The following is a 21,944-nucleotide window of genomic DNA, read 5'->3' on the forward strand; positions in this document are numbered from 1 at the left end:
AAACAGGGCGTTTCTGAACGGAACAGGGATGTCAACGTTTGTGCGAAGCAGGACGCGGAGGGCAATCAGGGCGCCGTTGGAGGCTCTGGTATGCCGGATTATCAGCTCATGTAGGTGAGAAGGCCGCAGATCGGAAACTGTAGTGGGGGGCCTGGAACCCGACGCAAGCAGTTTGGCAAAGACACTGACGCCGGCGTAGAGGTTCATGGCAGATTGAATCGTCTTTCGAGTCCCTGCAGGGCCAGTGGCGCGGGCAAATCCTTCTGCGAAAACTCTCTGAAGTTCCACTGAAACGCCCAAGCGGTGGAAAGTAAAATCCTTGAACCCCGGGGCCGCTTCTGGATACACCCGAACGATGCTCTGGCCATTGGATGAAAAATGGGTTTCCGGGGTGCGGTAACCAACTGGTGGGAGGGAGGCCTCTCTCATAGTTGTCCTTCAATCAGGGCATCGTCGTCTAGCCGAACTCGCGGATTGGAGCGGAGGATATGAAGGAACGCATCTGCTTGCAATTCGCTGGTCCCATGTTCCAGGAGCAACTTGACGTCGAGGCTGCGGAAGGGTTCTAGGTAGATTTTCTTGGTGGTGTTCACATCGGCATGGCCGAGCATGGTCTGCACCAATGACCATGTGTCACCGAATTGTTCCCGAAAGTCGAGTGTCTGGTGTGCGTCCAGATGTGAGGATCGCCGCTCCCAAATAAGCCGTCCAACGGCATACCAGCGCAACGCAAAGCTGTGGCGAAGCATGTGAGGATGACACTGCAACCGATCAATCCCTGCCTTTTCAACACGCGCGTTGGCTCTGGCAAACGACTTGTACCAACTCCGTTTGGGACGGGGAAGACCGTTTTCGTGAAGCCACAATGCCAGCGGCTCTAATTTGCCATTGGTTCGGGTGAAAAGCAGCGCTCTCTGCTGCGGCGAAAGGTTATTGACCTTCACGGGCAAGGACGTACCGTCTGGCTCGGTCAGCTCCAGCCGTCCGCCGCCCCCGACTCTGGTAACAATACGAATGCCAGTCAGCTGGTCGTAGACTTGTGAGGCTTGGGCTCGTCGAATGGCGGCAGCCCGATCGGTCTCGATGTAGTCGTTGACACTGTTAATCACTTCGCGTTTTACCCAGTAGCTGTGGCCGTGCCCGCCCTTGGCGCAGCCGGCCGCGAGTTGCAGCGTGACGTAGCGATTTTGTTCTGCGGGCTGCCGGAGTTCGCAGGTGAGGACACTCGCCCATTCTTGGAGGCGCAGTCCGGTCCCGTAAAGTCCATCAACAAATGCGGCGTCGCGGGTCTGCGATCGCGGACGCCAGCGTGTTCTTTCTTGACCATTGGGTGCAATGCCGTGAAGGCCTACATCACGCCACTTCCTAAAAGCCCCGGGAGAGAACCATTTTACGTCCGCGGATCTGACAGTAGAGGCGATGACCCGGCGGTCGCGGGTACTTGCATAGTCCGTGCGTGGCATCCCAGGATTTGCGTAGTGGGAACCTCGTCCCTGGTGGTCGGTCGTTGCCAAGATTGTTGTGATCCCTCGGGTGCGTGCCGCCCAATCATGGAAGGCCGAAATGGCCGCCAGATCGCCGCCCCACGTGGACCCAGACACCGGTCGTGGATTGTTCGGATCGGTCCTTCGCCAAAACTTGTAGTCGAAGAGGTCATCGTCTGTGACCGTTTCCCAGGAGATCGTGCGGAGTTCAAGGAAGTTCATCCAAACGCGCAAGGCGTGGGCGTACTTCCGATTCGTTGATGGGGCTCGATTTCGCATTCGACCGCTGGCAAAGAACGCATTGAATGCACTGTGCGGAGCACCATGTTGGTCTAGGAGGAATGGTTTGCCTATCCGTCCGGAGTCCAGACGTGTGCCATTGAGCGAGCTCAAGGCGCGGAGGAGCAAGTCATCGTTCTCAGACTTAGGAAGTTCCTGAACGAAGTAGAGAAACCATGTTCTGCTGGCTGGTGTGCCCATAACCAGAAGCTACGGGGTAGACCATGCCGACCAACGACAACACGCCGGAGAGGGGGTGAGAATTTACAGCTGCGACGAGGCTTTCATCTCGCTCAAGGGCACCCCCGAAGAATTGTTAGCCGTTGGCCGCGCCATTAAGGCCACCGTCATGCGCAACACTGGGCTGCCCGTCTGCGTTGGGATCGGGGTTTCCAAAACTTTGGCCAAGCTTAGCAATGCCTGGTCGAAGCACAACCCAGACTTCGCGGGTGTCTGCCACTGGGACTCCGTTCCTCTGGATCAACGCGAACATCTGATGAAGTCCCTGCCTGTAAGTGAGATCTGGGGCATCGCTGGAAGACTGGCCAAGCGCTTAAACGCGATGGGCATTCGCACTGTACTGGATCTCAGCAGAGCCAACCCCGTGATGATCAGGGACAGATTCTCAGTCGTTGTCATGCGCACCGTCCTGGAACTCCAAGGGCAGGCCTGCATCCCATTGGAAGAGGAACGTCTCACGAGAGATCAGCTGATCTTTTCGCGTTCGTTTGCGACTCCTGTGATTACCAGAGCTGATATGCGCCAGGTACTTGCCCTCTATGCTCAGCAGGCAAGCGCCAGACTGGCTAAGCATGGATTGCAAGCCAAAGTGCTCACTGCTTTCGCAGGCACCTCTCACTTCAACCCCAACGACCGTTCACACCCCTCCATCTGCGTGCCTCTGGCGATGCCAACAGCAGATCCAGTCCTCCTGGGGAAGGCAGCCTTTGCACTTACCAATTTCATTGGTGAGGGGATCAAGTATGTAAGGGCCGGCATCATGTTGACTGATCTCAGACCATCCGGGAACCAGTCTCCCCTTGAGCTCTTCGAGAATCCCCACGAGGAGAGGCACATCAGCCAGCTTCTAGAGGATGTCTCCGCCAAATACGGCAGGGAATCAATCGGTCTCGGCGCCGGTGGACTCAAGGGCGGCCCCGATTGGTCGATGAAACGTGAAATGCTCAGTCCGCGCTACACAACCCATTGGGCCGAGCTTCCAGTGGCGAAGGCCAGCTAGCGGTAGTCGTGCGCGGATGGACCGTATTCATCCATCATCATTTGTTCAAAGACCGCAGATCCCTTCTCCCGCATTTCATCCGGCAGGTGATTGACGACACGGAGATCTAGGCCGGTGAGCGGGAAAGTCCACTTCTCTGCAATTCTGCGGATGTCTGGCCAAAACTTCTGCCTTGCCTCAGCATCCGGGGAAAGCACTGAGCGGACAACAAGCATGGCCTTATCTCGGCAATACTCCCAGCGAGTCGCCTCATCAAAGACCGATTTTTTCCACACTTCAGAAGTGACCTTCGCCCCAGTTTCAGTGAGCATCCCCACCGCCTTCATTGAAAGCACCAGGCGCGTGATTTCATGCGAGACGTAGACCAGTTCAGGATCACCGCCAGTCCACCCGAACTTACCGGGCTCATTCTCCTCATAGTCCACGTACAGAGCGGTTTCCCTTTGCCTCAGAAGCTCATTTCTGAATACCCAATCCGCATCATTGGGCCCATCCAGGTAGTGGCTCTCTCGATGACTGGCGACATCCTGAACTATTTCGGCATAGGTAGTCGGGTTGGCCCCATGCACTGCAGCATAGATGGCGCGAGGGAGGTGACTATAAAAGTTTTTTGCAGAGCTACCCAGGACCTTTTGCGAGTTGATGTCACGAGCCATGTCCAGAAGGATCAGCACCTTGGCCGCTTCCTCCGTGCATACAACACCGAGTGCCACGGCACCGGCACGTTCACCACTCCCCAAGAGCGATTCGATGGATGCAGAAAGAGACTCGACATGCCCTCCCAGAAGCTCAAGGCCTTCCCCGATGATTGATAGCCGTACCTCCGGCTTCTCCTTGACGATTTGCCCCAGACGCCTGGGAAGCATCATGCGCGATTCGATTCCACTGGTTCCACCAATTCGGGTCCGTCCCCCTTGAGCGGGCCAACCTGGTGGAACAGCAGGGCCTCGGCCACAGGCGTAGCCGCTGCAACTGCAGCATCCACCAATGTCTGATCCCCGTCCTGGCCGGCATCCAGCCATTCATCCCAGAAACTGGGCGGCAACGTCACGGGCGTGCGGTCATGGAGCTGGCTTACCTCGCCAACAGCCGCACGTGTCAGGATCGTTGTGGTCAGCGTCCAGTAGTCCTCATGGTCCTCAGGCAGCGACTTGTCAGGCCACCAAGTGTACAAACCAGCGAACGCCAAGATCTCATCCCCAGGGGAGTGAATCGCATACGGGGTTTTTGTCTTCCCCTCGGTGTGCCACTCGTAATAGAAGTCAGCTGGCAGGATCGCTCGCTTGCTCTTGACCGACCCTCGGAATGTGGCCTTCTCCGCCGCAGTCTCGGAACGGGCATTGAAGGTGGCGAACTTGGTTTTGAGCTCCTTGGAGTACGACGGCGTGAGTGACCAGCGGCCTGCCTCCAGCCGGCGCACAGGCTCGTCCTCACCCTTGGCGGACTCCAACACGACCGGGACGCGGTTAGTCGGCTTTATATTCCATGCCGGCTCCGGCAGGTTGTCCCCTGCAGCCATGACGTCGAACATGCTCACTAAGTCGCCCACTGCCCTGGCAATTACATATCGTCCACACATGTTCCACATTCTGCCCCGTTATGTCCTATCTGACACCCCCTTCTTCGATGTTCTTCTCACGTGGGCATGGCCCCATTCTGTTGTGGCACTTGCGTGCAGCGAATTCTGCCTATGATCGTGGCATGAAGCTAGTAGGAGTAGTTGAGAAGGATGTTGAAATCAGTGAGATTGGGGCCGACGCTGACACCTACAATGAAGCGAAGTCAAAGGTAGAAGCATTGGTTCCGGAGGGATGGCGATTGATCTCCCTGAGGCGTGAAACTCCATAAATTCTGATGGCCTGTTCTTCCCACCAGCTGGTGGGAACTGTAGGCCAAAAATCAATGAGACAGCTGCCCGCGCGGTGGTATAGCATTGAGAAACAAGGCACCCGGTGTGGCTAGTGTTGATCTGACAATCTCACTCTCCTCCTACCGGGTGCCTTTCTTTATGCCTAAAACAGGTCGGGAAATCGAACTCGACTGCACCTCAGTGCCGCTCCCAACAACGGGGTTGACAGTCCGCTCATCGAACGCTAAATTAGTTGTTGTCAGATCAACACATTTAGTTAGGTGAGTTTCATGATTTCCATAAGCCATTCAGCAGAACACGGAACCATCATTGACGGCACTTCAAAAGGTGACGGAACCCCTGAAATTCTGAAATCAAACGGGTTTCGCTGGTCAAGGAATTTGGGATCCTGGTACCTGCCCCGTTCACGTGACCAGAGGCCGAAGATGGCCGTCATAGACCGCACCTGCGAGCAGCTCAGCAACTCTGGACACACCATTGAGAAGACTATTGACGCAACACTCCGCCCTGAGGCTGAAGTGGAAGCGGATCGATCCATCAGCGATACTGCCCGGGCTGCGCGCCGCGAGGTGAAGGTGACTCGATTGAATACCCTCGCCGCCGCCCAGCAAGCCAAGGCTAACGGCTATGACCGCCAGCTGCCGCCCATGGGGCAGCCCATTCTGGTGGGCCATCATTCCGAGGCAAGGCACCGCAAAACCCTGGACCGGGCCCGCACATGGACTCTTCGCACCATGGAGACCGAGCAGGCAGCCAAGGAGATGGCCGAATCCGCAATTGTTGCCGCCACGGCAACCACCCACCGCCACAATCCCGTTACGGTCGGAAATCGCATCAAGACGTTGCAGACTGAGCTGCGCGCCCTGAACTCCCAGCTTGTGGCCACCACAACCATCTACAAGGACAAGGCCTGGGCTGGCGGCCGGGCGACAGACCTGACTGAGCAGATTGCAGCTCATGAAGACAAGCTTGCCTACTGGACAGGCGTCCGCGCGGAGCAGATCAACGCCGGCCAGGTTATGGACTACTCCAAGGACAACATTTCCAAAGGCGATTTGATCCACTATCTCGGGGACTGGTACCCCGTGGTGCGGGTGAATGCAAAGTCAGTCTCGATCCGCCAGCGCCCCAACCACACCTGGACGCAGACGGTGGATTATCACAAGCTGACCGGGCACAAGCCCCAGGCCTAACCCTTATTGGCGCCACTTCGCGAGAAAGGAGGAATCCCGTGAAGTACACAGTGACCTGGTCAGAGCACGCTACTTACAAGACGGAAGTCACCGTCACCAACGCGGATATAGCAGCCTGGGCTAACGAAACGGGCATCCTCCGCAGCCTGGAGCACGCGCAGGATCCGTCGCACACAATCTCTGCTGACGACATCACCAAAATGCAGGTGGCAAACCCTGCCTTTCACAGAGCAATCATTGCGCTCTACACCAACAAAACCACGCTACTGAAGCCCTCAGACTCTTCCATCGTCACCGCCACCGGCCAACGCATCAGTGAGATCACCAGCGGCAGCTGAGTCCCACTTGCCAACTTCAATCTGGCGCCCCAACCCCATTGACGCGGGGCTTCACGGGAACTATATTAGTTGTTGTCAGATCAACATATTTTAAGTAATGGAGAGCACCATGACAACCTTGTTGCGCCGAAGAATGGCCATCCTTATTGCCAGCACATCAACCGTCCTGGCTTACGCCATCGGCTTCTCCACTCCAGTCCTCAACGGAGTCACCCTCATAGCCCTCATGGTCCTTGCGGCCGGCGCATACGTCGCACATCGGATCCAGCGGCCCCTGCCAGCAAAAGAAGCTCAAGTAGAGCTTGCCGCGTCATCTGCGGCCATTCGGTCATCACACCATCAACAAGCCGCCTGATCGCCGCCAGCATCCATTGAAGGAGGCACCTCATGCCAACCACCATCGACAACAGCAATCCGCAGCGACAGCTGGAGAAGATCCACCAGGAGTTCCTAGACTTTCTCGCCAAGGAGAGCACCCTTCGCGCCGAGAGAAATGAGTCTGTCCGTTCCGCCGTAGCAAATGGCGTCTCAGTCACTCACTTGGCTAGGGCTGGCGGGATCTCCCGCGAGCTACTCCACAGAATTCTTCGGGCCTCACCCCCAGCCCGTGCTGGCGCCAGTAAGGCCCGCGGTAAGGGAGATGGGATGGATGCTCTAGCTGCAATTCAGAAGTCTTTGGACGCAGCTGCTTCCAAGCGCGCCAGTATTGAGAAGCAAAGGGCTGTGGCCATCCGCGAGGCTGTGAATGCTCACGGGTGGACCCGGACCGAGATTGCCCGCTGGGCTGGGGTGAGCTCGGAAACGGTCCGCAAGGTGTGCCTGAGCCACTAGCCGTCTAAAGTGCTGCTCTCATCCCCTGGGGATGGGGTATTGCTGACGAAGTCCAGCAGGGCGTGGCCCATGTAAGTTGTTCGCCTCATGCTTGATGGGAACAGCTCAAAGCCAAACCCAAAATCTCCATTGATAAGACCGTCGCTATATAGGTCCTTCAGGACCCCCGCCCCAAGTGGTTCCCACTCAACGATGTCTTTGTAGATGACTTGCGTGAAGACCCACGTCAGAGTTTCATCCTTCAATTTGTGGCCATGGACCCGATGGAACTCCTTTGGATCGTCAAAAATTTGAAGCGCAAGGAGGTGCTCTGGTTCGTATCGGCTGAGCACCTTCATGAAGAAGCGGTCAACCACCTCTTCATTGCCCGACCATGATCCTGAGTTGCTGACCGCGTGGGCGATTGCGGTTCGCATTTCTTCCCCGTTGGTCTCAGCAACGATCCGGATTCCCTGGGCAACAGCTGCATGAAAACGGCCATCACCATAGATTTCATCCAAGGTAATGGACTTACTAGCTTGGAGCTCCACAACTGCCTCGGCAAGCTTCTTCAACCAGGCCTCCTGGCGGGCTTGCTCGGAAGCTGTAAATATCCCCGAGAAGACGGCTGCAATGGACCCACCCACCCAAGGGATGGCTGAGAAGGCCGCAGTGCCAAAGATGTGTTGAACGGTCTCCTCTGGATCCATCGTGGGCATGGTGTCCACCAGTGAAGGCTCAACAGTCTCGTCCGGGTTCAAATGGATCCATCTTCCTTACAGTCAGATAGGCGCGGAAAGCAGCCTGGTATCAAGTTGGTGAAGCCGTGGTGTCAGTGACTGATGGTCAGCTCTTGACGTTGGGTGAGCCTTTGGGGCGGCCGGGGCTGCGGGTAGTTTTGCGCATTTTTTGATAGGCACGGATCTTCTGGGCTGACCATAGCCGGCCGGTGGTTTCAGGGGCCGGGAATTCTGGGTCGCGGAGGGCGTATTCGCTCACGGACCGGGCGCCGACTCCGAGGATCTTGGCGACGCCGTCACGGTTAATCAGGTCGTTGACGGATCCTGCTGGCGCCCAGGGCTTTTCCTCCAGGAGTGCATCGACCAGGCGCTGGGCCGTGCCATCATCTGCTGCCGCTCCTAGTTCGCGAGTAACCACGAATTCAAGGCTTTCTCGGATCGATTGTGTTGGGCTCACAGGAGGTCTCTTTTCGGGTTAAAGGCTGGGCGTTTCTTGCCGGTCCGCAGGATACGGTTCTGGACCGTGTCTCTCTTGCCGACGTTGGTTTTCTTGTGGGGGTCTGCTTCGCGGGCAAGGCCGGTCGCGTCGTAGAGCTTCATCGTCACTCCGGTGATCGGTACGGAGTCAACGTCAAGGTTTAGGTAGCGTTCCTTGGCCTGAGACACTAACCAGCTCAGGGCGTTGTCGCCGTGCTTGCGGGTGTTGTACAGAACGTCTGAGGCGAAGTAGCCGCTCTTTGAGCCGACTTCCATGACGCGGCCATCCGCGAATGTCAGGCTGAACTGGACACGTTTATCGTGGCTTCTCTGGGCTTTGGCAGCGCCTCGGATCTTGGACATGAGGTCTTCGACGGCTGCAATGCGCCCCTTGGCTCCCTTGGTCTTGGGGAAGCGTACTTCGTGCTGCCTGGCGCCCTCACCAAAATATGTGGTGGCAGCTTCAAACTTGCCGCGCTTGGGCACGGGAACATACCGGCCTTGGGTGTCCTCGGGGATGATCGTCTTGGTCTCTGCTCCGGCTTTCGCACGAACAGGAACAATGTGGCCATCCTTGGCACGGCGTCGTGCCGGCCGGGTAGACGCGTGCCCGTCCCTGGCGAGCTCCGTCAGGGTGGGGATGTAGGCCGCACCGCTGGTTTTGCCGTGCAAGATCTTCCACACCATCTTGGGGTCACGCTGAAGCTCATTCGCGATCTCAGCGTTACTTAGACCCTTGCCCTTGAGCTCGGTGACAAGCTCAAAGGCTGTGGGTTTAGCTCCTAGTGGCTGGCTCATGCCTGCGGCTTCCTCTATCCGGGTTCTGACGGTTCATCATGCGCCTGCTCATCCTCGCGCAGCAGCTTGGGCTGCGAAGAGCTCGTAGGCCTCCTGCGGGCCGTTCCGATCCGCTCGCTTCTTCAGCAAGTCACGAGCCTCAAGGGTCGCCGGGGTCTGGAACTTCCCACTGGCATAACCCTGCAGCCGCAACCGCCCCACCTTGCCATCATCAGCACCGCCAAGATCATCCGGCAGCGCCCACTGAGGAACATGCGTGGTGTACACAGCGTCACCATTGATACCAATGATCGAATTACCAGGCAGCGTCAGCACACCAGTCTTCGCTCCCCCGGCACCGGGCCCATCCAGCACACGTGCACGGCCACGGCCCCAAACCTGCGCAGCAAGCTCCGGCCGGTAGAACGGCCGGTTCCGCGTGCTCAACGGCTGGGGAATCTTGTAGATAAAGGCCTCGCCGCGGCGCTGGACACTGTCCATGTACTGGGTGGGGACCTCAGCAGCTGACCAGACAACTTCCGTCCTAGAACGGCCACGGGAAGCAAAAGCACCAATGCTCTGAATCACGATGGAACGCAGCGCAGCCGCAACCGCAGCCCGCACATCATAATCAACATTCTCCACAGCCAGAGTGCGCTCGCGGGCACGGACCATGCGCTGGGCAAAAGTATCCAAGGGACGAGCCTTCATGAAGGCCACCGACTCCACCGGATCCACCATCCAACCAGCACGCTGGGCCATGAACACTTCCGAGGCGTCAGCCCAGGTCTCCCCGATGACACCGGGACGGTTGGGGTAGTACCAACCATCAGAGACATTGCGGTGCCGCACCCCCAGGAGCCCAACGTGGTTCCAATTCTCAGGAACACGGAACTTCACGTAGATCCTGGCACGCAGGTAGGGATCCTGCCGCATAAGTTCCATCGTGTCTGCACGGTTGAGCCGGCGCCCAGGTCCCACCCCAAGCTCGCGGCACAGCGCCGCATACATAAAGCGCCCATCAATGGAGGCGAACTGCGTGATGAATTTCTGCTCCTCCGGATTGATCATAGGGACGCAGTCCTCATGAGTGGAGAAGTTTGGGCCAAGAACGTTGTGCTCAAGGTGGTGCTGGCCGGATGTCCTATGGATCTCCTCCCCGATGTCTTCAGTGACAAATTCAGGATCAAGATCCTTGGGCAACGACAGCGCCCACAGATTCGTGCCGGTGGCAGCCGGCGAAAGGAACAGCGTGGCGCCAGGGACGACAGAGCTAACCATGGCCGCCGTTGCATCCCAGGCTTCACGCGCCTGGGCAGGTGTCAGGTCGATATCACCGAACCACTCCGCAGCGGTACGGACTTCAACTTTTTGATCTGTGCTCTCACGAACGAAGCGCCCGGTCGCCGGGGCTTGAAACCAGTGGCCATTGGCACGCCACCCTGGGGTCTTCACCAATAGCCAGTGACGGCGGTCAGGGCCCATCTCGGCCGCGGGCACCTTGCCGGTCAGCATGATCCGCTCAGCCCCATAGGAGGCTGCGGTGTCCAGCAGATCTCCCAGATTAGGCTTCTGTCGCCGCTCACCCACTTTGGGCTTCACGCGCTCGCCGGTTCCGGTGTATCCGTAGCCTGTCGTGTAATCGATCCAGATGGTGGGGACGGTACGAGGTGACCAGGGGTGGGGCCGCATTCGCTTCCTCCTTGAGTGAGATGTCGGGGAAAATTGACCCCGTATTTTGTGTTGATCTGACAACTACCAATTCTATGGTATTTCAGGACTGTCAGTCCACTACCGCACGGTTTTGTCCAGCGTGTTCTTAGACGGGCTGGAGGCTGAGTAGGTGTTCGTCAATCTTGTCTGGGCGGTACCCACTCCAGTGATCATTGGCGAAGAAAACGATAGGTGCCTGTGCATAGTTCAAATCTTGCAAACGCTTCAGCGCTTCGGCGTCTTTGGTTACATCGAGAACAACAAAGCCTCGACCTTCGCGGAGGCCCTTGGACTCGAAGTGGCGCAAGGTTGCGTTGCATTGCACACATCCAGGCTTGGACATCAGGGTGAAAATGGTGCTGGCTGATTCAGGCATTTCTTGGCTCCTTGGCGGTTTTGCCGGTGTTTGAACTGGTGGGAGTTGCTACGAGTCATAGGGGTGGCGAGAAGCTCGTTCTGCTCGTTCTTCATCGGTGATGTCGATGTGGAGGGAGGCGTGAATGGCCGCTGCGTGCGTGGTCTTGATTCGGATCTCGTCTTCGATTTGCTTGACCCTGGATGTCGCAGCTGCGAGCTTCGCTCCGAGGGTTTCAACCAAATCGTCATTGGTTATCTGCGGCGTGTAGAACTTTGAATACTGGTCGATGAACGCGGCCAGTGGTGCCTTCTCCTGCAGGAGAAGGGCGCAGTCCCATACGCCGTGGTGTCCAATACCTGGCGTGCTGCGGATCTGGGCCAGTTGCTTAGCTTCAGGGGCCGGCAGGTTTCCGATGTACCTGACCGAGTCTGCGTGAGCGGCCCTCCATTCAAGAGCTGGCTTGGCCGTGTTCAACGCCCGTTTCCAGGCGATCCGGCCCTGCCAGGTGATGAGCGCATAGAGTCCAATACCGGTCGCCCCCAGAGGAGCCAGAAGTCCGATCAAGAACCCCAGCTGTAGCAATGTACCCAGACGGTAAATGAGTACCAGGGCGACGATTCCCAAGACAAAGTTCAGGAGGATGACGCTGCCGTCTTGGGCCCACCGTGGGGTCTTTAGCCAATCTATGACCTGAAGATGCTTCATCAACGAGGGGGCCCTTTTAACCACAAATTCAGGTTCATCCCAGTTACCGGCAAAGGTGTGTGGGGAATCAAAGCTGGCGGGCCAAGGATTGGAATGCCGCAACAACGCGGTCAATATCTGGTTCCGATACTTCGCTGGCACTTCAGGGGGCTCCCCCATCGGCCCAAGGATCAACCCGCGGGCCGAACGACCAGAGATCTTATACGGGTGTGTGCTGGTGCTCTTCATATCTGAGGTAGGTGGAGGAAAGATCCTAGAACACACAAATTTGGGGGCTCTTTCCGTCATCACGCGGAAGGAGCCCCCAAAAAAAGAACCGGAAGCTGGTTTTAGATCAACGCACCGGTTCAGAGTCCAACCAGAGTAGGCACTGAACCGCCATATTCGGGACTGTCACGGGGTGATCGCAAATGTGATGGGCCCTGGCTCGTCAAACGGTCCGGAAGGCTGCCAAGATCAATTCCTAAGGCTATTGTCCCCGTACAGTCCATGATCTTTGTCAGGTGTGCACATGCATTACGGTGCAAGGGCATTGCCAGCAGCCTTCCGGGTTGCTGTGTTCATGCATCGGGTGAGTGCAGGCCGAGCATGGCAGCTCATCATCGGGGTCGGTGAGCCCGTCGAGGTGCTTTGTCATTGCGTGCGGGAGTTGTCCCCTAACCCACCCGACGCAGAGACATGTGCCTGCTGCTGTTGTCAGTTGTGATGGCTGGCGACCCCTTATTAAGGCCTCCAATGAAACGGACGGCTGATCAACTACGCATCCTTGGTGACCTATCTCGTTCTCGTAGTGCAAATGGATGGAGTGCCCGCACATATAGCATGTAACGGTGCCTTTGACTGCGCCCCAGCGCAGAAGCGATTCCATGGCACTTTCGAGCGTGCCTATGCCCGATACAGGCCGCTTCTCCCCTGGACTCATCACATAACTCCTTTCATTAGTTTCCTGTTCAGCTATCAGTGTTTGGGGCACCCCATTCGGATGTACTGGTCAGGACCCGGGCCAGCGTGTGGACAGGGAGAGAACTAGCCCAGCTCCGACTTCAGCTCGGCAGGAAGGAGATCAACAACCTTCTGCACTTCTTCATCAGTGCCAGCGAACCCCTTGGTGTGCAGGCTCTCGATGATGATTGCTCGGGTGGGGACACGTCCGTTGATCCGGTGAACAGTCACCGCAAAGAAGGCCAGAGTTTCAAACGGATCTCCTGAAAGATCCCCGCTCAGCCCTTTGAGTTGCTTAGTCATTTTTCCTACTTTCATCAATAAGGTTTTCAATTCGATGCCTCTGCGAAGCATCTACTTCAACTGAATCGAAGGTCTGGGCATCAAAGAATGCCACCTGACCATGCGCAGCTGCCAACCGCCTTGCTTCTTCGGCCGACTGAGCTTTCGAGGACACATCCAAGGACACAATCCCGGTCTCAGGGTCATGCCACGCCCCGAGATAGTTCCCGTCTTGCTCCAGAATCTCGCGCTTACTCTCCTCGTACATAGTTAGATCGTTCATGTCCAAAGAGCTGACCGGGATCGAGACTTCATGTTCTGGATGGACACTGACAAAGAACCCTGCGCTCTCTGCTGCTCCTGTCCGAGGGTCGATGGTGAATCCGCCATCAGGTGTTGAGACTTGGGCCAGAGCTTCAGCAAAGTTGGTGTTTTTTTCAGTTAAGTCTCCCTTCTCCGTTGCTTCGGCGGGTTCTTTACGCGCAATTTCTGCCTGTTTGACGCGGTAAAGCCTGGTTCGTAGGGGATCAACAGTTGGGGAGTTAGGATCCAGATGGATGGCATCCCTCAGCCTCTGTTCTCCTTTGGGTGTCCTGTCGCTGGCTTCCTTGAGTGTCAGGACTTCAGGGGCTTGAATTACTGGTTCGGCTCCTCCTCCCCCGACTTGCTCGGATCCGTGGAGAGATCCTCCACAAGAGCAATGGCAGGTCTCTAAGGGCTGGACTGATTTTCCGCAGCGGCTAGTGTGCGCCATGGCGCACCTCCGCCAGGCGGCCTGGTGCCTGTGGCGAGTGGTGTTGGTTTCGCATCTGGTGTTCCCCTCATGAGTGGTCGCCCCGTAATGGGCTGTTTTCACTCGATGTAGGTCACTCTTTTGGATCGCAACCATGTTGACACTCATGACTATTTTTCCGCTCGTCGCCCCGAGGCGTCCCAGGCAGGATTGAGCATCAACTGGGTTTGCCCAATCTGCTGGAGCCCAAAGCGGTTATAGAACGGGATGAGATCCATGTTCGCGGCGATGCACCCAACTACTGCGCCTTGGCCGGCCAGTTCATCAATCGCCTGGGTGAGGAGTTTTGCCCCTGCCCCTGGTTGCGCTTTCGGGGTCCGCGCCAATAGCTCAAAGGTGACAGCCGGCCCTCCGTGAGCGGCAGCATCCATCGCCTTCCTCAGCGCTGCAGGCGAGGTCCCGGGCCCGTGGTGCGGGAGCACCGAGACCGCAGATATGACGAAGATTATCCCCACGACAACTTCGACGGCGAGCAAGAGGAATATCGATGTCTGCGTGTACCCAGCAGCTAGTGGGATTGTAGGGAGGAAGAACAGGACTACTAGAAGCCCGAAGGCTAAGGCACCTTTCAGCGGGGTCGCTCGACGGTTCCTGATCACCACCATTGCTTGTGAGGAGTCATGGTAGAGATCACCATCCATGGTCGCCATGAGGACCATGACCAGGTGTACTGGGTAGGCCGCAATGGCTGCCCATTTGCCAGTCCCGGGCCGCCTTTGAGTAAAGGCTTGGGCGCTGATCCAGGCGAGGGCAAAGATCCGGCTCAGTGTTGCTTGCTTCATGGGTCACCTCCCAAATAAATATGTTGATCTGATCACTATATATTTATTGGGCTATCGTGTCTACTACCTCATTTCCCTTGGGAATGTAGACGACGATATTTTTGGCGACTAGGGGCTTTACGTACTTCCGATTTTTACCGTTCTTGCTGACCTTTAGTTCCCCGACCACCATCATGTAAGCGCCCACCAGGTCTTCCCACCCATCGATGCCGTAAGCCAGGAAGAACTCGGTCTCCACGGGCTTTGGGATGAAGATGCTCAGGTTTCCCTGGGTCCCGGTATTGATCCATGTTCCGTCGCCGGCGTCACCGGGTTCCATGATGGTTCCCCAGTACCCTCGTTCCTGACCCTCGGCAGCTGCGGTGGCGTCCTGGAAGCGGATGAAGTAGTCGCGTATTTGAATCTTGCCGTTTGTTTGAGGCGTCGAGACTGTTTGTGTTGATTCTCGATATTTTTCTGAAATGGCAAGGTTGATGAGCATCTGCCTGGCAGCAATCGAGGAGCTGCTGGCCTGTTTCGCACCCCATTTAGTGAACCGACCTGCCTTGTTGCCTGCTACACCGCTTCCAGCTGCGGAAACAGGTGTGTTCTTCGCGGCCCGCTTAGGGAGGTCCAATCTCAGGTCGAAGTGGCCACCCGGATTTTCACGGATGTCTTTCTCTACTGCTTCCGCGCGTTCGCCTTCCTCGTTGGACTTGGTGGCGAGGTCGCATCCTTCGGCGTGGGGGCTTGCTCCGAAACATGCACCTTGACCAGAGACGGAGCGCTTCCTGAAGTAGGCGGGGCTCTGGCAATTAGTGCACTGCAGGGCAAGCCGGTGCTCTTTGATCCACGATGCAGGTTGGCTGTCGAAGAATTTGGCTTCGTAGTCTTCCTGGTCAATGGTGTCGGTGGCGAGGTCCATTAGATTCCTGTCGCAGTCAGAGCAAGGGCGAGAGTGATTACGGTTCCGGCCACCATATAGGGGCCCAGCGGGATTCTTGCTTTGGTTTCACCAGCCGGCACGATTGCTCGCCGTTGGGTGAAGTGCAGGATGAGGGCATGGGGAAGGCCCAGGACAAGGCCAAGGAGGCTTCCCCAGAGCAGTGGTGTCCATCCGGCGTAGGCGAGTGCTCCGCCGAGTATTGCTGCCAGTTTCACGTCCCCTAGGCCAAGGTCTCCGAAGATTGCGGCGAGGAGGTAGAGCAGTCCCAATGCGAGTGCGCCGAGGGCCGCTTGTCCGAATCGTGACCAGTCATTGGTGATGATCGTGGCGGTGATGATGGTTGCTGCCACGGTGCCTGCGTAGGGGATGCTGAGCGCGTCGGGGATCCTGTGGGTGCGGGCGTCGGTGACCCCGATTCTGCCGCCCTGAAAGGCCGTCACGCCCAGCAGCAGGCCTATGGCCCAGAAAGCGGTGCCGTTGCTAGCAGTTGTCAGGATGATCAGCAGTGCCACGGCCGTGGCCACCATGATGGTGGTGGCCACAGCGGGGTTGATTCCGTCACTTGCCTTCATGCGGGCGATTTCTCGCCCAAGGTAGTTTCGGGGCATGGCGTCCTCGGTCATGGTCAAGCCACGGCCCGGCCCAGGAGGGAACCGATGAGTTCCTGGGTCTTTAATTCGGGTTCGTAGCCGTCTTCAAAGTCATTGAGGAAGGCCTGGAGTTTAGCTACCGTCTTTTCGATCCCGCTACGGTCGCCGGCTACGTGTTCGGCCAGCATCGCATCACGCCACATGGCCTCGTTGGTGGGGTCAACCATGATTCCCTTGGCTGCGGCCAAGCGGCCATTTGCGGCTTGCTTGGTGCGGATGGATCGGTTGGCCAGTTCATGGGCTGCGTCGCAGATTGCTGCGATCATTTCCTGGCGCATGACTTCGGCCCAGGCATAGTTGGATTCCTTGACCCCGGCGAAAGGTTGCCCGCGTACCAGGCGGAGAGCTGCCACCAAGCGGGGCGTGGGCGTCTGTGCCAAGTCTTCACCGATGAGATCGAGCCATACTCCCCAGTCGGTGCGGACTGAGTCATCGAGTCGGTAGCCTTCCAGCGCGGCATGGGGCATGTAGGGATCCCCCTCTTTGTCTTGGCCGAGCCAGTTCCTGGTTTGGTTAGAGAGCTTGTTCCGGTTGGAGCTGGCCGTCTTGCCGGCAGGGTCCTGGTTGGGCCAGAACGCCTGGTGGAAAGACTCAGATGAGGCGCCCGGGTTCAGGGCCAGGAATGCAGCCAAAGCCGTGCAGCGGGCAACTGTGGCCGTGGAGACGGCCTGCTTAGCCGTGGTGGGGACTTCGCCACGGATGTTGCGCACGACGACCGGGCCCAGGATGCAAATGATGGGGTTGAGGTCCTCTTGGATTTCCTCGCCCAACACTTCACGGACAACTGCTGCGGCAGCGCCCTGCAGGGGCGCCTCCTCTGCTGGAGGCTCTTCTTCCTGGACCGGAGATGCTGCGCCGGCTTGGGCTTGGGTGAGAGCAATGTCTGTTTCGTCTGCCTCAGTAATGGATACTGCCGCTGCGCTGGCGTCCTCAGCTTCCACGGGAGCGGCCTCTTGGCTCTGTTCCGATTCACCCTCCAAGGGGACGTCTTCAGGGACCGCTTCCAGATGCCGTACCGGCGCCTCTGCTTCAGCCTCGTCTTGGGCCCTCAGATCCACCAGGTTGATTTCTTCAGGATCGAGGTTGCGTGCCCATTCGGGACCGGGGGCATCAAGACCCTCAGTAGTTGCCAGGAGCGTGAGGATCTGTGCGTATTCGGGGTCACTGATCATTTGCGGTGTCAGCTGCAGCCCAATAGGCGCCAAGGTTGCAGTGGAGTAATCATGCAGATTCAGCGTCCAGTCCCCGGCCAGCTGGCCGGCAGTGACGGCCGCGATGCCCAAGCGGGGAATGCGGCTAACCAGATCTGCCAGCTCGGTGCGTGCCGGCTCTTCCGGAGTTGTACCGAGAATGACTATCTCAGGGATCCAGCTCTGCGCATCGCTACCCAGCGTCCGGGCCTCTTCAACCGAGGAAACACCGAGGGCGGCGAAAGCGGCCTCAGTGGCCTTGACCTTCCCTCGGAGGCGGGTCAGTAGCGTGTCCATGTCATCCAGATGACGCACACGCCCTGTCTTCAGCGCTGCCGGCAGCCCTTCAGCGATTCCAACCAACGTGATTTGAAGATCTTCACCCCAAGGCGAGCTCGCCATTTCAATGGCCATGGCGTTCAGTGCCTGCGCCTGGTACTCAGCGGTGCCGTCAATGTTCAGCGATCCAAGGAACTCAAGATCCACCATGATGTGGGCATTGTTCGCATCCTGGCCAAGGGTCACCAGGGCCGGGTAGGGCGCTGAAGGAATCCTGTTCAGTTCAGGGATCTGCGAAGCATCCAGAGTCCAGACTGTGCCATCCTTCTCAGCACGGATGAAGGGCGCTGGCAGCTCCGCAGGGGATGCAAGATAGATGGCGATTTCATCCGGTGCCACACGAGCACTGAACATCTGCGGCAACGCAGTGTTGGTGTCCTGGGCCCATTCAGCCAAGAATTTCAGCCCGGCGTCAAGGTCAGCCACCAGCAGGGGATCCTCGACAGAGCGCAACTGCAGCTCAACCGTGGCCGAGTCGCCGGCAGGCATATTCACCCGTTTCCCAGGCTGACGGCGGCGACGCTGACGCAACCGAAGCAAACCCAGCACGGAGAGAATCCCGGCACAGGCGATGGCACCCAACCCACCAATGGTGCGCGTGTCGAGAACTTCAGCGCTCGCGGCCTCCTGGGTTGCGGTTGCTGGTGCGGGAGTCTGGTTGCTTTGCGGCTTGGCGGGTGCGTTCTCGGTGGCTGGGGATGTGGGTGCGATACCCATCCCTGCCAGTGCATCGGACTGGGTATCCTTGGCCGGCGCTGGGGATTCCACTGCGGGGGCTTGGGCCTGGGGAGATTCGACCACGGGCGCAGATGCTTCCGGAGGAGTCGGCTGGGGTGCGGCCGGCGCCTCGGTCATGGCTGTGGCTGCTGTTTCTGTGGGGATGGTGATTTTCCAGCCCGGCTGGATGAGGTTGGGGTCGGTGAGGTGCTGGCCGCCTTCTTGGACGGTACTGGTTGAGGCGGCAAAGATTTCATCGGCTTGTGCTGCGTCTCCGAGTTCCTCTTGGGCGATACCGCTGAGGGTTTCTCCCGGGGCCACCGTGTGGGTTTCTCCCGGGGCCACCGTGTGGGTGTCAGCGGCCGGGGCTGCGACTGTGGCGTCTGCGGGAAGGTTCAGCGTCCATCCCGGGTCAATCCAATGTTCCTGGGTGAGCGTGCGGCCGTCAGGCTGGATCTTGTCGTAGTTGAGTTGGGCGATCTCTTTGTAGCGGGTGCCATCCCCTAGGTGGTGTTCCGCGATTTTCCACAGGGAGTCCCCTGTTTGCACCGTGTAGGTGGGGAGGGTGATGGCAGGAGTTTCTGTCTTCTGGGCGGCCTGTGTGGTGTCCGTGGTGGTGGCTTCGGAGATCGTTTGGGGTGCTGAAACTGTTTGTGTGGGCGTGACCGATTCGGTGGCTTGTGCGGTGGAGGCTCCTGCCAGTGATCCGGCTGTTGCCGTGAAGAGAATGGCGCCGATGAGTGCCGCGGCGAATGCTTGCTGCGGGCCAAGTCCACGGATTTGTGGCGCTTTGATTCCGCGGAAGGCTGCCGGGATTTCGATGATGATCGAGAAGGCGAAGGTTGCCCAGGCGGCCCAAGCAACCAGTGGGAAGAAGGTACCGAAGAGCAGCTTTCCGCCATAGTCAGGCTGGGACAACATTCCCTGGAGCACCTCGAGCGGTGGCAGGGGGTTGCCGGCGAGCATGATCAGCGCGGCAGGGATTCCTGCCACGAGGATGATGAGCAGTAGAGCTGCTGAGAGGCTCTTGACCATTCTCATGATTCCTCTTTCCTTTGCGGCCACACGGATATAGGCCCACTTTTAGGGGGTAGGTCTCTTTTGTGGGCGCTAGCCATGAAAGTTGTTGACATCGTTTTTATCCCAGCACCCTGTTGATGAAATCAGCCATGCCCGGCACAGTGAAGGCGAGTTGACCTCGCCGTGGTGAGTAGACCAGCCCTGCTTGGATAAGCGTGCGTCGAGGCATGGAGAGGGTAGTTTGAGGTTTGCCCAGGCGGGTGGCTAGTTCGCTGACCAGGCTTGGTTCGTCGTTGTCCGCGGCCATGGCCTTCATGAACTCTTGCTGGTTGTTGGTTGCCCGTTCCCAGCGTGCCATGTAGAGGCCAGCATCAACCTCTTCCCGTGCCCTTGCTATGCCTATTCGCGCATCTTCTGCATTGATGGTTCGGGAAGCGGCCACATCCCATACGTGTTTGCCGCATGCCTGAATGAAGTAGGGATAACCCTGGGAGACGGCTAGGACCTGTTCTAGGGCATCTTCACCCCAGGTGACGCCTTCTCTGCTGGCAGGAGTCACCAGGGCGTCTGTGGTTGCTTCAGGGTCCAGCAGGCCAAGGGAGCGATAGAGGTACATGCGTTCGGCGTAGCTGGAGGCATCTGCCATTACCGCCGGCAGCGATGGAAGGCCGGTGCCGATGAAGATAACCGGTACAGGTTGGGGATCCTGCCCTAGCTGGTGGAGGGCGACATTGAGGGCCATGAGGTCGCCGCGATCCGCTTCCTGCAGTTCATCGATGGCGATGAGCACTCCGATGCCGGCCGCCCTCGCGCCCTCCCCCAGTGATTGCAGCAGTTCGGCCAGGTCTGTGGCGAGTTGGCCACTGTCGGCCTGCCCACTGGCTGCCTGTACGTCGAACCCAAAGCTGTAGGCCCCCGCGGGATCAATGTTTATTTGGAATGCCTTGAAAACGCTGAAGGCTTCGCGGAAGGATTTGCGGACCTTTTCAGGAAGCTTTGCGACCTTGCGCAGGGCCACATAGGTTTCGTTGGTGAGTTGGGATCCCAAGGAATGTGATCCGCTGGCTTCAATCTTGATGGTCACCCATCCTGCAGCTGCAGCCTCGCGTGAGCATTGGTTGAGCAGAACGGTCTTGCCGACGCCGCGCAGTCCGGAGATGATCCAAGGCCGGTCGCCCATTTGATCCCTGGTCACTGTGGAGAGCAGGCTTTCATACTCAGACATGACAGCAGATCGGCCGGCCAGCTCGGGAGGAACTCTCCCGGCTCCGGGGCGATAAGGGTTGGCAGCGTTGAGGATCATATATCTACCTTTATCCATCTTTATCAAATAATCAAGATAATTACGGATAATGTTTGATAGAGGGAGTGGGTTCGCTCAGGCTCCCCACCCCCTCACTCACCTAGGGGTTGACGTTCACCGCCTGCAGCTCACCTACACGGATCTGCGTCTGGGACTGTGTCGTTGTGCCGATGACGCCACCACCGCCACCACTGCTAGTCCATACGACTTCCCAGTTGGACGTAGCAGTCACGTCATAGGGTTGGGCCCCGTCCCCTGGTGACATTTGCGAGTACCTGTACCCACAGGTTGGGCTATCGGTGTTGCCGTATCCCTTGGCATACGGCGTGCCGGCATTCGCGCAAACAACCGTCTGGCCATCGCCCATGGAATAAGCAATGTTGGCCACCTTGGCTGTAGCGGTCACAGTCACCCCACCCAGGGTGGCTGACTCTACATAAGGACCAAAGGACAACGGGGTCTGATTCTCAACCCAAAGCCAGACTGGCAGGCCGACAGCCCCCTTGCCGGAGGCCTTGGTGGTTGAGCCGATGGCGATACCTTCAAGCTTGAAGGTCTTCACCAGGGCCGCAGCGGCCTGTGCAGGAGTCAATGTCATCACACCAGCAGGCGGCGTCGTCAGCCACTCATCCCGACTGGTCCCAAACTCAGGGCAAGCGAACACATCATCAGGATCGCAAAAGACTTTTCTACTGCAGGTGTACCAGGCACCTTCGCCCTCATTCGACCCCGCAGGAGCTGCCTTCTGATTGTCTGCGAGTTTCCAACGGCAGCCAGTGGATCCATCGTAGGATCCATCCTCGTTATTGCACGGGATCTCGTATTTCTTCTCCTTGGGGTAACCCTCCGCATAGCAAGTCGTCGGCCCAGGCGTAATGCCCGTAACTGGATCAGTGGTCCCGCCACCGGTCCCGCCACCAGGAGTACCTGGTGTCTCAGGCGGGGTGACTGTACATACCCCCAGGCTGCAGGTGGTGTCCCCGTCAGCGACAGCAGCATTTGCAACGCCGAACAATG

At 58.0% G+C, this 21,944-nt stretch carries 22 protein-coding genes and 1 pseudogene; 6 read left to right on the plus strand and 17 right to left on the minus strand.

Going from position 1 to position 21,944, the window contains the following annotated elements:
- Positions 1–425 precede the first annotated feature (425 nt).
- A complete protein-coding gene (locus AB0O97_RS16000) occupies positions 426–1,964 on the minus strand; it encodes a site-specific integrase (RefSeq protein WP_363883955.1) in 1,539 nt (512 codons plus the stop codon).
- Between the two features lie 55 nt (positions 1,965–2,019).
- On the opposite strand from AB0O97_RS16000, the pseudogene AB0O97_RS16005 reads away from it, so the two are divergent.
- Positions 2,020–3,003, plus strand: a pseudogene (locus AB0O97_RS16005) (DUF4113 domain-containing protein); the annotation flags it as partial.
- On the opposite strand, the gene AB0O97_RS16010 reads toward AB0O97_RS16005, so the two are convergent.
- Together AB0O97_RS16010 and AB0O97_RS16015 are read right to left on the minus strand one after the other, a co-directional pair.
- The gene (locus AB0O97_RS16010) at positions 3,000–3,872 is read right to left on the minus strand and encodes an AbiV family abortive infection protein (RefSeq protein WP_363883957.1); all 873 of its coding nucleotides are present in this window, start codon (positions 3,870–3,872) and stop codon (positions 3,000–3,002) included. The pseudogene AB0O97_RS16005 and the gene AB0O97_RS16010 overlap by 4 nt on opposite strands.
- The gene (locus AB0O97_RS16015) at positions 3,869–4,591 is read right to left on the minus strand and encodes an SOS response-associated peptidase (protein WP_363883959.1); all 723 of its coding nucleotides are present in this window, start codon (positions 4,589–4,591) and stop codon (positions 3,869–3,871) included. Before AB0O97_RS16015 ends, AB0O97_RS16010 begins: the two co-directional genes overlap by 4 nt.
- 113 nt (positions 4,592–4,704) lie before the next feature.
- Between AB0O97_RS16015 and AB0O97_RS16020 the strand changes: the two genes are divergently transcribed.
- The 5 genes from AB0O97_RS16020 to AB0O97_RS16040 all read left to right on the plus strand — a co-directional run bounded on the left by AB0O97_RS16020 (position 4,705) and on the right by AB0O97_RS16040 (position 7,235).
- The gene (locus AB0O97_RS16020) at positions 4,705–4,851 is read left to right on the plus strand and encodes a hypothetical protein (protein ID WP_363883961.1); all 147 of its coding nucleotides are present in this window, start codon (positions 4,705–4,707) and stop codon (positions 4,849–4,851) included.
- A gap of 291 nt (positions 4,852–5,142) precedes the next feature.
- Positions 5,143–6,066 carry a DUF3560 domain-containing protein gene (locus AB0O97_RS16025; protein WP_363883963.1) on the plus strand — a complete coding sequence of 308 codons (924 nt, stop codon included), beginning with the start codon at positions 5,143–5,145 and terminating at the stop codon, positions 6,064–6,066.
- 38 nt (positions 6,067–6,104) lie between these two features.
- Positions 6,105–6,404: a hypothetical protein gene (locus AB0O97_RS16030; RefSeq protein ID WP_363883964.1), complete on the plus strand. Its 300-nt coding sequence runs from the start codon at positions 6,105–6,107 to the stop codon at positions 6,402–6,404.
- A gap of 109 nt (positions 6,405–6,513) precedes the next feature.
- Entirely contained in the window at positions 6,514–6,759 is a 246-nt protein-coding gene (locus AB0O97_RS16035; RefSeq protein WP_363883965.1) for a hypothetical protein, read from the plus strand.
- A 32-nt stretch (positions 6,760–6,791) separates the two neighbouring features.
- Complete coding sequence (locus AB0O97_RS16040; protein WP_363883966.1) at positions 6,792–7,235, plus strand: hypothetical protein; 444 nt, start codon at positions 6,792–6,794, stop codon at positions 7,233–7,235.
- Here the strand turns inward: AB0O97_RS16040 and AB0O97_RS16045 are convergent.
- From AB0O97_RS16045 to AB0O97_RS16110, 14 genes are all read right to left on the minus strand, one after another.
- The gene (locus tag AB0O97_RS16045; protein ID WP_363883967.1) at positions 7,232–7,975 is read right to left on the minus strand and encodes a hypothetical protein; all 744 of its coding nucleotides are present in this window, start codon (positions 7,973–7,975) and stop codon (positions 7,232–7,234) included. The genes AB0O97_RS16040 and AB0O97_RS16045 overlap by 4 nt on opposite strands.
- Before the next feature lie 85 nt (positions 7,976–8,060).
- Positions 8,061–8,411, minus strand: coding sequence for a hypothetical protein (locus tag AB0O97_RS16050; RefSeq protein ID WP_363883969.1), 351 nt, complete (start codon positions 8,409–8,411; stop codon positions 8,061–8,063).
- The gene (locus AB0O97_RS16055) at positions 8,408–9,229 is read right to left on the minus strand and encodes a hypothetical protein (RefSeq protein ID WP_363883971.1); all 822 of its coding nucleotides are present in this window, start codon (positions 9,227–9,229) and stop codon (positions 8,408–8,410) included. The genes AB0O97_RS16050 and AB0O97_RS16055 overlap by 4 nt, the downstream gene beginning before the upstream one ends.
- A gap of 48 nt (positions 9,230–9,277) precedes the next feature.
- The gene (locus tag AB0O97_RS16060; RefSeq protein ID WP_363883972.1) at positions 9,278–10,900 is read right to left on the minus strand and encodes a hypothetical protein; all 1,623 of its coding nucleotides are present in this window, start codon (positions 10,898–10,900) and stop codon (positions 9,278–9,280) included.
- Positions 10,901–11,027: 127 nt separating this feature from the next.
- Positions 11,028–11,297, minus strand: coding sequence for a glutaredoxin family protein (locus AB0O97_RS16065; protein ID WP_363883973.1), 270 nt, complete (start codon positions 11,295–11,297; stop codon positions 11,028–11,030).
- Positions 11,298–11,345: 48 nt separating this feature from the next.
- Positions 11,346–12,143, minus strand: a complete 798-nt coding sequence (locus AB0O97_RS16070; protein WP_363883975.1) for a hypothetical protein — start codon at positions 12,141–12,143, stop codon at positions 11,346–11,348.
- A gap of 867 nt (positions 12,144–13,010) precedes the next feature.
- Positions 13,011–13,229 carry a hypothetical protein gene (locus AB0O97_RS16075; protein WP_363883976.1) on the minus strand — a complete coding sequence of 73 codons (219 nt, stop codon included), beginning with the start codon at positions 13,227–13,229 and terminating at the stop codon, positions 13,011–13,013.
- Positions 13,222–13,962, minus strand: a complete 741-nt coding sequence (locus AB0O97_RS16080; RefSeq protein WP_363883978.1) for a hypothetical protein — start codon at positions 13,960–13,962, stop codon at positions 13,222–13,224. The genes AB0O97_RS16075 and AB0O97_RS16080 overlap by 8 nt, the downstream gene beginning before the upstream one ends.
- A gap of 149 nt (positions 13,963–14,111) precedes the next feature.
- Entirely contained in the window at positions 14,112–14,783 is a 672-nt protein-coding gene (locus AB0O97_RS16085) for a hypothetical protein (protein WP_363883980.1), read from the minus strand.
- Positions 14,784–14,826: 43 nt separating this feature from the next.
- Positions 14,827–15,687: a hypothetical protein gene (locus tag AB0O97_RS16090; protein ID WP_363883982.1), complete on the minus strand. Its 861-nt coding sequence runs from the start codon at positions 15,685–15,687 to the stop codon at positions 14,827–14,829.
- On the minus strand, positions 15,687–16,331 hold the full coding sequence (locus tag AB0O97_RS16095; protein ID WP_363883984.1) for a prepilin peptidase: 645 nt from the start codon (positions 16,329–16,331) through the stop codon (positions 15,687–15,689). The genes AB0O97_RS16090 and AB0O97_RS16095 overlap by 1 nt, the downstream gene beginning before the upstream one ends.
- Before the next feature lie 2 nt (positions 16,332–16,333).
- The gene (locus tag AB0O97_RS16100; RefSeq protein WP_363883986.1) at positions 16,334–19,645 is read right to left on the minus strand and encodes a LysM peptidoglycan-binding domain-containing protein; all 3,312 of its coding nucleotides are present in this window, start codon (positions 19,643–19,645) and stop codon (positions 16,334–16,336) included.
- 97 nt (positions 19,646–19,742) lie between these two features.
- Complete coding sequence (locus tag AB0O97_RS16105; protein ID WP_363883988.1) at positions 19,743–20,927, minus strand: AAA family ATPase; 1,185 nt, start codon at positions 20,925–20,927, stop codon at positions 19,743–19,745.
- Positions 20,928–21,027: 100 nt separating this feature from the next.
- Positions 21,028–21,525 carry a hypothetical protein gene (locus tag AB0O97_RS16110; RefSeq protein ID WP_363883989.1) on the minus strand — a complete coding sequence of 166 codons (498 nt, stop codon included), beginning with the start codon at positions 21,523–21,525 and terminating at the stop codon, positions 21,028–21,030.
- Positions 21,526–21,944 lie beyond the last annotated feature (419 nt).

Origin of the sequence: Specibacter sp. NPDC078692, assembly GCF_040686835.1 — a bacterium.
Classification (GTDB): Bacteria; Actinomycetota; Actinomycetes; order Actinomycetales; family Micrococcaceae; genus Specibacter.

Excerpts from the sequence above, each read along its gene's own strand:
- AB0O97_RS16080 (WP_363883978.1), bottom strand. The coding sequence starts at position 13,962 with ATGGCGCACACTAGCCGCTGCGGAAAATCAGTCCAGCCCTTAGAGACC.
- AB0O97_RS16110 (WP_363883989.1), bottom strand. The coding sequence starts at position 21,525 with ATGACATTGACTCCTGCACAGGCCGCTGCGGCCCTGGTGAAGACCTTC.
- AB0O97_RS16055 (WP_363883971.1), bottom strand. The coding sequence starts at position 9,229 with ATGAGCCAGCCACTAGGAGCTAAACCCACAGCCTTTGAGCTTGTCACC.
- AB0O97_RS16095 (WP_363883984.1), bottom strand. The coding sequence starts at position 16,331 with ATGACCGAGGACGCCATGCCCCGAAACTACCTTGGGCGAGAAATCGCC.
- AB0O97_RS16065 (WP_363883973.1), bottom strand. The coding sequence starts at position 11,297 with ATGCCTGAATCAGCCAGCACCATTTTCACCCTGATGTCCAAGCCTGGA.
- AB0O97_RS16090 (WP_363883982.1), bottom strand. The coding sequence starts at position 15,687 with ATGGACCTCGCCACCGACACCATTGACCAGGAAGACTACGAAGCCAAA.
- AB0O97_RS16035 (WP_363883965.1), top strand. The coding sequence starts at position 6,514 with ATGACAACCTTGTTGCGCCGAAGAATGGCCATCCTTATTGCCAGCACA.
- AB0O97_RS16100 (WP_363883986.1), bottom strand. The coding sequence starts at position 19,645 with ATGAGAATGGTCAAGAGCCTCTCAGCAGCTCTACTGCTCATCATCCTC.
- AB0O97_RS16070 (WP_363883975.1), bottom strand. The coding sequence starts at position 12,143 with ATGGGGGAGCCCCCTGAAGTGCCAGCGAAGTATCGGAACCAGATATTG.
- AB0O97_RS16020 (WP_363883961.1), top strand. The coding sequence starts at position 4,705 with ATGAAGCTAGTAGGAGTAGTTGAGAAGGATGTTGAAATCAGTGAGATT.
- AB0O97_RS16105 (WP_363883988.1), bottom strand. The coding sequence starts at position 20,927 with ATGATCCTCAACGCTGCCAACCCTTATCGCCCCGGAGCCGGGAGAGTT.
- AB0O97_RS16015 (WP_363883959.1), bottom strand. The coding sequence starts at position 4,591 with ATGTGGAACATGTGTGGACGATATGTAATTGCCAGGGCAGTGGGCGAC.
- AB0O97_RS16085 (WP_363883980.1), bottom strand. The coding sequence starts at position 14,783 with ATGAAGCAAGCAACACTGAGCCGGATCTTTGCCCTCGCCTGGATCAGC.
- AB0O97_RS16040 (WP_363883966.1), top strand. The coding sequence starts at position 6,792 with ATGCCAACCACCATCGACAACAGCAATCCGCAGCGACAGCTGGAGAAG.
- AB0O97_RS16010 (WP_363883957.1), bottom strand. The coding sequence starts at position 3,872 with ATGATGCTTCCCAGGCGTCTGGGGCAAATCGTCAAGGAGAAGCCGGAG.
- AB0O97_RS16000 (WP_363883955.1), bottom strand. The coding sequence starts at position 1,964 with ATGGGCACACCAGCCAGCAGAACATGGTTTCTCTACTTCGTTCAGGAA.
- AB0O97_RS16075 (WP_363883976.1), bottom strand. The coding sequence starts at position 13,229 with ATGACTAAGCAACTCAAAGGGCTGAGCGGGGATCTTTCAGGAGATCCG.
- AB0O97_RS16060 (WP_363883972.1), bottom strand. The coding sequence starts at position 10,900 with ATGCGGCCCCACCCCTGGTCACCTCGTACCGTCCCCACCATCTGGATC.
- AB0O97_RS16025 (WP_363883963.1), top strand. The coding sequence starts at position 5,143 with ATGATTTCCATAAGCCATTCAGCAGAACACGGAACCATCATTGACGGC.